General features: G+C 41.3%; 12 protein-coding genes. 11 read left to right on the top strand and 1 reads right to left on the bottom strand.

Translation table 11 applies throughout. The annotated features are described in order from the left end of the window. The 7 genes from ACIY14_RS06740 to ACIY14_RS06710 all read left to right on the top strand — a co-directional run bounded on the left by ACIY14_RS06740 (nt 1) and on the right by ACIY14_RS06710 (nt 3,992). A complete protein-coding gene (locus tag ACIY14_RS06740) occupies nt 1-360 on the top strand; it encodes a S1 RNA-binding domain-containing protein (protein WP_000689619.1) in 360 nt (119 codons plus the stop codon). A gap of 53 nt (nt 361-413) precedes the next feature. Then, nucleotides 414-1,163: a tRNA1(Val) (adenine(37)-N6)-methyltransferase gene (locus tag ACIY14_RS06735; protein ID WP_409002032.1), complete on the top strand. Its 750-nt coding sequence runs from the start codon at nt 414-416 to the stop codon at nt 1,161-1,163. Then, nucleotides 1,153-1,437 (top strand): GIY-YIG nuclease family protein, encoded by a 285-nt coding sequence (locus tag ACIY14_RS06730; RefSeq protein ID WP_096422525.1) that lies wholly within the window; start codon nt 1,153-1,155, stop codon nt 1,435-1,437. The genes ACIY14_RS06735 and ACIY14_RS06730 overlap by 11 nt, the downstream gene beginning before the upstream one ends. An 85-nt stretch (nt 1,438-1,522) precedes the next feature. Continuing rightward, the gene (locus ACIY14_RS06725; protein WP_409002031.1) at nt 1,523-2,458 is read left to right on the top strand and encodes a manganese-dependent inorganic pyrophosphatase; all 936 of its coding nucleotides are present in this window, start codon (nt 1,523-1,525) and stop codon (nt 2,456-2,458) included. A gap of 85 nt (nt 2,459-2,543) precedes the next feature. After that, nucleotides 2,544-3,056 (top strand): YiiX/YebB-like N1pC/P60 family cysteine hydrolase, encoded by a 513-nt coding sequence (locus tag ACIY14_RS06720; RefSeq protein WP_409002030.1) that lies wholly within the window; start codon nt 2,544-2,546, stop codon nt 3,054-3,056. After that, nucleotides 3,040-3,690 (top strand): DUF1803 domain-containing protein, encoded by a 651-nt coding sequence (locus ACIY14_RS06715; RefSeq protein ID WP_409002029.1) that lies wholly within the window; start codon nt 3,040-3,042, stop codon nt 3,688-3,690. Before ACIY14_RS06720 ends, ACIY14_RS06715 begins: the two co-directional genes overlap by 17 nt. Before the next feature lie 101 nt (nt 3,691-3,791). Beyond that, nucleotides 3,792-3,992, top strand: coding sequence for a CsbD family protein (locus ACIY14_RS06710; protein WP_000051179.1), 201 nt, complete (start codon nt 3,792-3,794; stop codon nt 3,990-3,992). A 31-nt stretch (nt 3,993-4,023) separates the two neighbouring features. Here ACIY14_RS06710 and ACIY14_RS06705 read toward each other — a convergent pair whose 3' ends face one another. Beyond that, nucleotides 4,024-5,469 (bottom strand): UDP-N-acetylmuramoyl-L-alanyl-D-glutamate--L-lysine ligase, encoded by a 1,446-nt coding sequence (locus ACIY14_RS06705; protein WP_409002028.1) that lies wholly within the window; start codon nt 5,467-5,469, stop codon nt 4,024-4,026. 105 nt (nt 5,470-5,574) lie between these two features. On the opposite strand from ACIY14_RS06705, the gene ACIY14_RS06700 reads away from it, so the two are divergent. From ACIY14_RS06700 to ACIY14_RS06685, 4 genes are all read left to right on the top strand, one after another. Then, nucleotides 5,575-7,197, top strand: a complete 1,623-nt coding sequence (locus ACIY14_RS06700; protein ID WP_049477474.1) for a polysaccharide biosynthesis protein — start codon at nt 5,575-5,577, stop codon at nt 7,195-7,197. 202 nt (nt 7,198-7,399) lie between these two features. After that, nucleotides 7,400-9,358 carry a peptide ABC transporter substrate-binding protein gene (locus ACIY14_RS06695; protein WP_409002027.1) on the top strand — a complete coding sequence of 653 codons (1,959 nt, stop codon included), beginning with the start codon at nt 7,400-7,402 and terminating at the stop codon, nt 9,356-9,358. A gap of 145 nt (nt 9,359-9,503) precedes the next feature. Continuing rightward, nucleotides 9,504-10,598: a cystathionine gamma-synthase gene (locus ACIY14_RS06690; protein ID WP_409002026.1), complete on the top strand. Its 1,095-nt coding sequence runs from the start codon at nt 9,504-9,506 to the stop codon at nt 10,596-10,598. Nucleotides 10,599-10,605: 7 nt separating this feature from the next. Next, nucleotides 10,606-11,772: a MalY/PatB family protein gene (locus ACIY14_RS06685; RefSeq protein WP_409002025.1), complete on the top strand. Its 1,167-nt coding sequence runs from the start codon at nt 10,606-10,608 to the stop codon at nt 11,770-11,772. Nucleotides 11,773-11,780: the final 8 nt, after the last annotated feature.

Raw genomic sequence — 11,780 nt, 5'->3', positions numbered from 1 at the left:
ATGAAAATTGGTGATAAGCTAACTGGGCGTATTACAGGAATTCAGCCCTATGGTGCCTTTGTTGAGTTAGAGACAGGGGTGACAGGGCTGATTCACATCTCGGAGATTCGGACGGGATTTATTGAAAATATCTATGACATTTTAAAAATTGGCGATGAAGTCCAAGTTCAGGTGGTGGATTTTGACGAATACACTGGGAAGGCCAGCCTTTCTATCCGTACCTTAGAAGAGGAAAAGCATCAATTGCCAAGACGGAGACGTTTTTCAAATGATCGAATCAAGCACGGTTTCGCACCACTTGGACGAATGATGCCTGTTTGGACGCGTGAAGCATTGGAGCATTTAAAAAAGAAGCCGTAAATACGATTATCTAAAACATTTGTAATATTAACATCATTTGTTATAATAAAAGTATGAAAGAAGAACAATTATTAAAATCAGGAGAGCGAATCAACCAGCTTTTTTCGACAGATATCAAGATCATTCAAAATAGAGAGGTGTTTAGCTATTCGGTGGATAGTGTTCTCTTGTCACGCTTTCCTCGCTTCCCTAAAAATGGCTTAATAGTGGATTTTTGTGCTGGAAATGGTGCAGTGGGACTTTTTGCAAGTAGTCGTACCAAGGCAAAAATTCTCTCTGTAGAGATTCAGGAGCGTCTGGCGGATATGGCAGAGCGTTCGGTTCGGTTAAATGGATTGGAAGAGCAGATGCAGGTTATTTGCGATGATTTGAAAAATATGCCTGCTCATATCCAAGGAAGTAAGGTGGATATGATTTTGTGCAATCCTCCTTATTTCAAGGTGGATCCACATTCCAATTTGAATGAGAGTGAACACTACCTTTTAGCTAGACATGAAATTGCGACTAATCTTAAGGAAATCTGTCGAAGTGCTCAGAGTATTCTCAAGTCTAATGGGCGTTTGGTTATGGTTCATCGTCCAGATCGACTTTTGGATATTCTAGATATGCTTCAACGCCATAACTTGGCTCCCAAGCGCCTGCAATTTGTCTATCCTAAACGAGAAAAGGAGGCCAATATGCTCTTAATCGAAGCTATTAAGGATGGATCGACGAGTGGCTTCAAGGTCTTACCACCACTTATTGTTCACAATGATGATGGTTCCTATACACCAGAAATTCAAGAGATTTACTATGGATCATAAGGCTTATATGTATGTGGTTGAGTGTCGCGATGGGTCTTACTATACGGGCTATACAACGGATGTGAAGAGGCGCCTTGCCGTTCATAATAGTGGTAAGGGAGCCAAGTATACCCGGGCTCGCTTGCCAGTCAAACTCATCTATGTAGAGGGTTTTGCTAGCAAGGAAGAAGCCATGTCAGCAGAGGTTCTTCTCAAACGAAAGAAACGCCCACAGAAAGAACGATTTTTATCCGAAAATCAAGAGAAAAATCTAATCAATCATATTGATGTCTAACGAGGAGTCCTTTGACTCCTCTTACTTTTGTCAAAAAGCGAAAAAAATGCTACAATAAAGAGAATAAACAAAATGAGGTATTATCATGTCTAAGATTCTAGTATTTGGTCACCAAAATCCAGATTCAGATGCCATCGGGTCATCTGTAGCCTTTGCCTACCTTGCAAAAGAAGCTTACGGTTTGGATACGGAAGCTGTTGCCCTTGGAACTCCAAATGAAGAAACAGCCTTTGTCTTGAACTATTTTGGTGTGGAAGCACCACGTGTTATCACTTCTGCTAAAGCAGAAGGTGCAGAGCAAGTTATCTTGACTGACCACAATGAATTCCAACAATCTGTATCAGATATCGCTGAAGTAGAAGTTTATGGTGTTGTAGACCACCACCGTGTTGCTAACTTTGAAACTGCAAGCCCACTTTACATGCGTTTGGAACCAGTGGGATCAGCTTCATCTATTGTTTACCGCATGTTTAAAGAACACGGCGTAGCAGTTCCTAAAGAAATTGCTGGTTTGATGCTTTCAGGTTTGATTTCAGATACCCTTCTTTTGAAATCTCCAACAACTCACCCATCTGATAAAGCTATTGCTCCTGAATTGGCAGAATTAGCAGGCGTGAACTTGGAAGAGTACGGTCTTGCTATGCTCAAGGCTGGTACTAACTTGGCTAGCAAATCTGCTGAAGAATTGATTGACATCGATGCTAAGACTTTTGAACTCAACGGAAATAAGGTTCGTGTAGCTCAGGTTAATACAGTTGATATTGCTGAAGTCTTGGAACGTCAAGCTGAAATAGAAGCTGCAATGCAAGCGGTTAATGCAGCAAACGGCTACTCTGATTTTGTCTTGATGATTACAGATATCGTCAACTCAAATTCAGAAATCCTTGCTCTTGGATCAAATATGGACAAGGTGGAAGCAGCCTTCAACTTCAAACTTGAAAATAACCATGCTTTCCTTCCGGGTGCTGTTTCACGTAAGAAACAAGTGGTGCCTCAGTTGACTGAAAGCTTTAATGGGTAATAGTCTGAGTAATAATTGAAATGAGGAAACCTTAGTTTCCTTATAGCTAAAGGGGTTTCGGCTCCTTTTTTTCTAGGAGAGAAAGATGTTAGAAAATGGCGATTTGATTTTTGTGAAGGATCTTTCAGATATGGGGCAGGCTATCCAAGCTTCGACTGGGAACTATAGTCATGTAGCTATCTTTTTAGACGGTTTGATTTATCATGCTAGTGGGCAAGCAGGTGTCATTTGTCAAGGCCCGGCAGAATTTTTTGAACCAACTCATCTTTATGACCTTTATATTTACCCAGATATTGCAGCTGACTTGGTAAAGAAACGAGCTAGCAAACATTTAGGTGCACCCTATAATGCCTCTTTTTATCCAGATGGGTCTGGTTTTTACTGCTCTCAGTACATCGCTGAGATTTTACCTATTTTTGAAACTATTCCCATGAAATTTGGGGACGGGGAGCAGGAGATTAGTGATTTTTGGAGGGACTATTACAGTAAACTCGAACTTCCTGTGCCTCTGAATCAACTAGGAACGAATCCTAGTCAACTAGCAGCATCTCCTCTTTTAGAATGTAAAGAAAGGAATCTTCATGATTCAGATTTTTAATCCTTCTCGTTTGACTCGACAGCCATTTTTTATAGATTTGGTTGACTATCTGGACCAGCATGATGATGTTATCCTTCGGGAGATAAAGGCTCAATTTCCAGATGTATCAGTTGATAAGCTTATGGAAGAGTATATAAAGGCGGGCTTGATTCTAAGGGAAAATAAACACTATTCGCTCAATCTCCCTTTTCTGGAATCAATAGACAATCTATCCCTTGACCAAGAAATTTTTATCAGAGAGGACAGTCCAGTCTATCAAACCTTGCTGGAGAAGACTTTTGAGACAGAATTACGCAATCAAACCAATGCAGCTATTTTAATCGAGCATACGGACTTTGCAAGGCAAAAAATGACCTTGTCCAATTATTTTTATAAAGTTAAGAACCAGTATCCACTGACAGAAGCTCAGCAGAAGCTCTATGATATTTTAGGAGATGTTAACCCTGAGTATGTCCTCAAATATATGACGACTTTTTTGTTAAAATTCCTCAAAAAAGATCAACTGATGCAGAAACGCCGTGATATCTTTGTGGATAGTTTGGTCGTCCTAGGCTATATTGTGCAAAATGAAGCTGGAAAGTATGAGTTGGCTGTTGATTTCGACAAGGAGCGGTTGACTTTCTATTTACCTTAATTGCTTCATTTTGAGCGGACTGTTTGACTTTGCTAAAGAATAAGCATAAACTGAATGCAAGCGATAACGTTTATCGTATTAAAAGCAAAGGAGACAGAGCTATGTCACTTGAAAATAAATTGGATCAAGCGACTGGTGCTATCAAAGAAGGATTTGGTAAAGTTACTGGCGATAGCAAGACAGAAGCAGAAGGTACTGTAGAAAAAACAGTTGCGAAGGCAAAAGAAGTTGTTGAAGATGCTAAAGGTGCTGTAGAAGGTGCCGTTGAAGGTCTTAAAAATTCATTTAAGAAAGAAGACTAAAAAAATCAAGGGAATGTTTCCCTTGATTTTTTTATAGATAACGTTCTGCGATAGCTGCGTCTCCAGGATAGTCTTCTTTCTTTCCTTGGACGATTTGGTAGCAATCGGCTCCCTTACCTGCAATAATCACAGCATCGAGTTCTTGATTTGTGATGGCCATCGCCGCCTTGATGGCTTCTTCACGATCGGCAATCTTTTCAACAGGATGACTGATATAGCTGCTGATTTCATCCGCAATCACCATTGGGTCTTCATAGTTGGGGTCATCAGCGGTGAGAAAGACTTGAATCTCAGGATGTTGATTGAGGAGGAGGCCAAAGTCCTTGCGTCGACTTTCTCCTTTATTGCCTGTCGAACCGAGAACAAGAGCAATTTTTCCAGTTTGATGGGTTTCAACCACATTGATGAGTTTTTTCAGACTGTCACCATTGTGGGCATAGTCGATGAAGACCTTGGCTCCATTTTTCTGAGTCAAGACTTCCATACGTCCAGGAACGCGGGTTGCAGCGATTCCTTTTTTGATATCTTCGAGACTAGCACCTAGACGAAGACAGGCAAGTCCTGCAGCAACTGCATTTTCTTGGTTAAAGTGGCCAATGAGTTGAATATCATAGTCACCAGCGAGTTTACCTGTAGCGGAAAAGCTAAAGGCTTTGGAGTTCTCGATTTGGTTACTTGACTGGCTACCATAGAAGTCATGTTCTTGATCTTCTACTTGTTCTTTTAGCACAGAAAAGTGGTCCATGTCGCTGTTAATGACAACTGCTCGGCTATTTTTCATCAAGAGACGTTTGTGATAGAAGTAGTCTTCAAAGCTAGGATGCTCAATCGGACCGATATGGTCAGGAGTGATGTTAAGAAAGACACCTACATCAAAGGTCAGACCATATACTCGATGAACAAGATAGGCTTGGCTAGAGACTTCCATTACAAGATGGGTTCGACCATTCTTAACAGCCTGAGCCATCATGTCGAAAAGATCGATATTTTCAGGCGTTGAGAAGGAAGATTTAAAGAAGGTCTTGCCATCTAGAGTTGTATTCATAGTTGACAAGAGAGCTGTTGGGTAGCGTTGAGATAGAATGTGGTATGCAAAGTAAGCAGATGTTGTCTTTCCTTTTGTCCCTGTAAAAGCGAGAATTTTAATTTTCTCTTGTGGATTGCCATAAAATTCCATAGCAATCAAACTCATGGCTTTCTTGATATCGTTCACAACGATGACAGGGATACCGACCTCGTAGTCCTTTTCGGAGACGTACCAGGCTAAGCCCTGACTTATAGCAGAAAGAAGGTATTCTTTTTTAAAGGCAGCGCCTTTTGCAAAAAAAAGAGTGCCTTCTTTTACTTTTCGGCTGTCGTAACTGATGCTGTCAAAAACAACTTCGTTGTAGTCGTAGTGGTAGTGTCCTTGGTCGATAATCTCGCGGAAGAGATCATCTTTCTTTAATATATCTAATACGGTTTCAATCTTTATCATACTTTCTATTGTAAACCGAAAGTCTGAATTTTACAAGTAACAAGGAAAAGTTTATAATGGAAGATGAGGAAAATTTCCTAGTTATTAAAATTGAATGAGGAAGCTATGTCTAACGAAAACAATCACCAGCAAGCCCAGATGTTGCGAGGGACTGCTTGGCTAACAGCTAGTAACTTTATTAGTCGCCTCCTTGGGGCAATCTACATTATTCCCTGGTATATCTGGATGGGAACCTATGCTGCTAAGGCAAATGGTCTCTTTACCATGGGCTACAATATTTACGCCTGGTTCTTGCTGATTTCGACAGCGGGTATCCCAGTTGCGGTCGCCAAACAAGTGGCTAAGTACAATACCATGCGAGAAGAAGAGCATAGCTTTGCCTTGATTCGGAGTTTCCTAAGCTTTATGACGGGCTTGGGCTTAGTCTTTGCTTTGGTCTTGTATCTCTTTTCTCCCTGGTTAGCAGATTTGTCAGGTGTGGGGAAAGACCTGATTCCCATCATGCAGAGCTTAGCTTGGGCAGTCTTGATTTTCCCATCTATGAGTGTCATCCGAGGATTCTTCCAAGGGATGAATAACCTGAAACCCTATGCTATGAGCCAAATCGCCGAGCAGGTGATCCGTGTTATCTGGATGTTGATGGCAACCTTCTTCATTATGAAGATGGGTTCTGGTGACTACTTATCAGCCGTTACCCAATCGACCTTTGCGGCCTTTGTGGGGATGGTAGCAAGTTTTGCAGTTTTGATTTACTTCCTTGCCCAAGAAGGTTTGCTCAAAAGAGTCTTTGAAACACGGGATAAGATCAATAGCAAGCGACTCTTAGTCGATACCATCAAGGAAGCCATTCCCTTTATCCTGACAGGATCAGCCATTCAACTCTTCCAGATTTTAGACCAGATGACCTTTATCAATAGTATGAAGTGGTTTACCAACTACAGCAATGAAGACTTGGTTGTCATGTTTTCTTATTTCTCTGCCAATCCGAATAAAATTACCATGATTTTAATCTCTGTGGGAGTTTCAATTGGGAGTGTCGGCTTGCCACTGTTGACGGAGAACTATGTAAAAGGCGACTTGCAGGCGGCGGCTCGCCTAGTCCAAGATAGCCTTACCATGCTCTTCTTATTTCTACTGCCGGCAACAGTTGGAGTGGTCATGGTAGGGGAGCCTCTTTATACAGTTTTTTACGGTAAGCCAGATAGTCTGGCCATGGGCTTATTTGTCTTTGCAGTTTTGCAGTCTACTATCCTAGGTTTGTATATGGTCTTGTCCCCTATGCTTCAGGCCATGTTCCGAAATCGCAAGGCAGTTCTTTATTTTGTCTATGGTTCCATTGCTAAGATCGTCTTGCAATTGCCAACCATTGCCATTTTTCACAGCTACGGTCCCTTGATTTCAACGACTATCGGCTTGATTATTCCGAATGTCTTGATGTACCGAGACATCTGCCAGGTAACGGGTGCTCGTCGAAAGATAATCTTGAAGCGGACTATCTTGATTACCATCTTAACCCTTGTCATGTTCATCCTAGTTGGCTTCTTGCAGTGGCTGCTCGGTTTTGTCTTCCAACCAAGTGGACGTTTCTGGAGTTTCCTTTACGTAGCTCTCATCGGAGGGCTTGGAGGAGGTCTCTATGGTTTGATGAGTCTACGAACACGACTCTTAGACAAGATAATAGGTAAAGCCCAAGCAGACCGACTACGGACACGATTGAAAATCTCGTAAAAAGATTTATAAATAAAAGCAATGAATTTAACCTTTCTTTAATAGAAAGGTTTTTATAGTACATTTTTCTTAAAAAAGGAGAACTTTTTCTAAAATCAAGAGTAGAAAAATCTGTTTTTTAAGTTTTTCTTCAGAAATTACTTGACTAAATAAAACTAAAGCTGTATAATAAGACAAATCTTTAAAACAGGAGGTTCTGGAAATGAAAAAGTCTAAGGCCAAGTATCTGACACTTGCAAGTGTCGTGTTAAGCGCAGGTATCTTACTGAGCGCATGTGGAAACTCAACTAGTTCTTCTAAAACATATAACTATGTTTATTCGAGCGATCCATCTAGTTTGAACTATCTTGCAGAAAACCGGGCAACAACCAACGACATCGTTACTAATTTGGTAGATGGATTGATGGAAAACGACCAATACGGTAACTATGTTCCATCGTTGGCAGAGGATTGGACTGTTTCTCAGGACGGTTTGACCTATACTTACAAATTGCGTAAGGATGCAAAATGGTATACTTATGAGGGTGAAGAATACGCCCCTGTAACGGCCCAAGATTTTGTCACTGGGTTGAAATATGCTGCTGATAAAAAATCCGAGGCCTTGTACCTGGTTCAAGACTCTGTAGCAGGTTTGGATGACTATATCAACGGTAAAACAACTGACTTTTCAACTGTCGGTGTTAAGGCGATTGATGACCAAACAGTTCAGTACACTTTGACACGTCCAGAACCTTATTGGAATTCTAAAACAACTTCAACCATTCTCTTCCCTGTCAATGCAGACTTCCTGAAATCAAAAGGGGATGATTTTGGTAAGGTAGATCCCTCTAGCATTTTGTACAGTGGACCTTTCTTGATGAAATCGTTTGTTTCAAAATCTGTTATCGAATACAAGAAAAATCCAAATTACTGGGATGCTAAAAATGTCTTTGTGGATGATGTGAAATTGACTTACTATGATGGTAGTGACCAAGATGCCCTAGCTCGTAACTTCGTAGAAGGAGTATACAGCTACGCGCGTCTCTACCCAAATAGCTCAAGCTTTGAAGGAATTAAAGAGAAGAACAAGGATAACATCATCTATAGTATGCAAAACGCAACTTCTTATTACTTGAACTTCAACTTGGACAGAAAATCTTATAACTTCACGTCTAAATCCTCAGATATCGAAAAGAAATCAACCCAAGAAGCAGTTCTGAATAAAAACTTCCGTCAAGCCTTCAACTATGCTTATAACCGTACAGCCTATGGAGCACAATCTCAAGGGGAAGAAGGAGCAACAAAGATTATTCGTAACCTAGTGGTACCTCCTACATTTGTAAGTATCAACGGAAAAGACTTTGGCGATGTTGTTTCAGAAAAGATGGTCAACTATGGCCAAGAATGGCAAGGAATCAACTTTGCGGACGCGCAAGACCCATACTACAATCCTGACAAGGCTAAAGCTAAATTTGCGGAAGCCAAGAAAGAATTGGAAGCTAAGGGTGTACAATTCCCAATCCACTTGGATGTATCTGTAGACCAATCAGCTAAAAAAGGTGTACTTGAAGCAAGCTCTTTGAAACAATCCATCGAATCTGTTTTAGGAGCTGAGAATGTGGTTATCGATATCCAACAATTATCAACAGATGACTACGATAATTCTAGCTATCTTGCTCAAACGGCAGCTCAAAAAGACTTTGATATCTATAATGGCGGTTGGAGTGCTGACTACTTGGATCCATCAAGCTATCTTGATATCTTAAATGTCAATAACGGTGGTATGTTACAAAACCTTGGTCTAGAACCAGGTGAGGTTAATGACAAGGCTAAGGCAGTTGGTCTGGATACTTACACTCAAATGTTGGAAGAAGCGAACAAGGAGCAAGATCCAGCAAAACGTTATGAAAAATATGCTGAAATTCAAGCTTGGCTTGTTGATAGCGCCCTTGCAATTCCAAACGTTTCCCAAGGTGGAACACCTAGCTTGAGAAAGACAGTTCCATTCTCAGCGCCATTCTCACAAGCTGGAAATAAGGGTGTCGAATCATACAAGTACCTCAAGTTACAAGATAAGACTGTAACGACTGATGAGTATGAAAAAGCGAAAGAAAAATGGTTGAAAGAAAAAGAAGAATCCAATAAAAAAGCCCAAGAAGAACTGGCAAAACACGTTAAATAACCATTCTATTCAACAGGAAAAACGATAGTTTCTCAAGGAACTATCGTTTTTATATAGTTTGCAACTATAACTAGCTCTTGAAAACAAGAAAATGAGTTAGTGAAAATAAGTGGTACAATAGTTACTATAGATTTGGAGGTACTGTATGAGCAAAGAACGACACATCAATACAATTTTAGCCCAGGCGGGAATCAAGTCAGATAAGGCGACAGGTGCCTTGGTGACGCCACTTCATTTTTCAACAACCTATCAGCATCCAGAGTTCGGTCAGTCTACGGGATTTGACTATACCCGTACTAAAAACCCAACTCGCAGTAAGGCGGAGGAAGTCTTGGCTGCAATCGAATCGGCAGACTACGCCCTAGCAACGAGCTCAGGTATGGCTGCGATTGTACTGGCCTTTAGTGTCTTTCCAGTAGGAAGTAAGATCCTAGCAGTGCGAGATCTTTATGGGGGTTCTTTCCGTTGGTTTAACCAAGTGGAACAGGAAGGTCGTTTTCATTTCACCTATGCCAATACAGAAGAAGAGCTGGTTGCTGAGTTAGAGAGAGATGTGGATGTTCTCTATATCGAAACGCCAACCAATCCGTTGATGTTAGAATTTGATATTGCAAAACTTGCAAAACTAGCTCATGCCAAGGGTGCCAAAGTAGTGGTGGACAATACCTTCTACAGCCCAATTTACCAACGACCGATTGAAGAGGGTGCAGATATTGTCCTTCATTCAGCAACCAAGTATCTAGCAGGCCACAATGATGTCTTGGCTGGGGTAGTTGTGACTAATAGTTTAGAACTATATGAACAACTGTTCTACAATTTGAATACGACAGGTGCGGTCTTGTCACCGTTTGATAGTTATCAGTTGATTCGTGGTCTTAAAACCTTACCACTTCGTATGGAGCGTTCTACCTCTAATGCGCGAGAAATAGTAGCTTTTCTAGAAATTTCTCCCGCAGTCAAGGAAGTTCTCTATACAGGACGTGGAGGCATGATTTCCTTTAAAGTAGTGGACGAAAAACGTATTCCTCATATTTTAAACAGCCTCAAGGTCTTCTCTTTTGCTGAGAGTTTGGGTGGAGTGGAAAGCCTGATCACCTATCCGACTACTCAAACCCATGCGGATATTCCAGCAGAAGTACGTCACTCTTATGGTTTGACAGATGACCTCTTGCGCTTGTCAATTGGGATTGAAGATGCTAGAGATTTGATTGCGGACTTGCGCCAAGCCTTGGAAGGATAAGACAGATATGGGAAAATATGATTTTACAAGCCTGCCCAATCGTTTTGGACACCATACCTATAAATGGAAAGAGGCAGAAGCCGATCGAGAAGTTCTACCAGCTTGGATAGCGGATATGGACTTTGTAGTCTTGCCTGAAGTTCGACAAGCTGTACAAGCCTACGCAGATCAGTTGGTCTATGGCTATACCTATGCAAGCGACGCTTTGATTGAGTCGGTTCAAGAATGGGAAGCCAGCCAACACGGTTATCACTTTGACAAAGATGCTCTCGTCTTTATCGAGGGAGTGGTACCAGCTATTTCAACAGCCATTCAAGCCTTTACAAAAGAAGGAGAAGCTGTTCTGATTAACACACCAGTCTATCCACCGTTTGCCCGCAGTGTCAAACTGAACAATCGCCGATTGATTACCAATTCTTTGGTGGAAAAGAATGGTCTGTTTGAGATTGACTTTGACCAGTTGGAGAAGGATATGGTGGAAGAGGATGTGAAGCTTTATATCCTTTGCAATCCTCACAATCCTGGTGGACGTGTTTGGGAAAAGGAAGTGTTAGAAAAGATTGGTCATCTCTGCCAAAAACACGGTGTCTTGCTTGTTTCAGATGAGATTCACCAAGATTTGACTCTCTTTGGTCACAAACACCAATCTTTCAATACCATTGACCCTGATTTTAAAGACTTTGCCCTTATCTTGAGCAGTGCCACTAAGACCTTTAATATTGCTGGGACGAAAAATTCCTATGCTGTCATTGAAAATTCTAAACTTCGAGTGGCTTTTCAGAAACGCCAGTTGGCCAATAACCAGCATGAAATTTCAGGCTTGGGTTATTTGGCGACAGAAGCTGCCTACCGTTATGGCAAGGACTGGTTAGGAGAACTAAAAGAAGTCATCGAGGACCACATTAACTATGTAGTGGATGTTTTGGGCAACGAAACCAAGATTAAGGTCATGAAACCACAAGGTACCTACTTGATCTGGTTGGATTTTTCAGCCTATGACCTAACGGATGACCGCTTGCAAAAGCTTTTGAAGAATGAAGCCAAGGTCATCCTCAACCGAGGTTTGGACTTTGGGGAGAAGGGAACTCTTCATGCCCGCCTCAATGTAGCCATGCCGAAGTCAGTATTGGAAGAGGTTTGTCAACGCATCGTGACCACTTTTGCTACACTTTAAAAATCCAG

The organism is Streptococcus sp. ST16 (assembly GCF_046098135.1).
In the GTDB taxonomy this organism is placed as follows: Bacteria; Bacillota; Bacilli; order Lactobacillales; family Streptococcaceae; genus Streptococcus.
The sequence above is the reverse complement of the archived record's forward strand: the minus strand, read 5'-3'. Positions and strand labels throughout refer to the sequence as shown.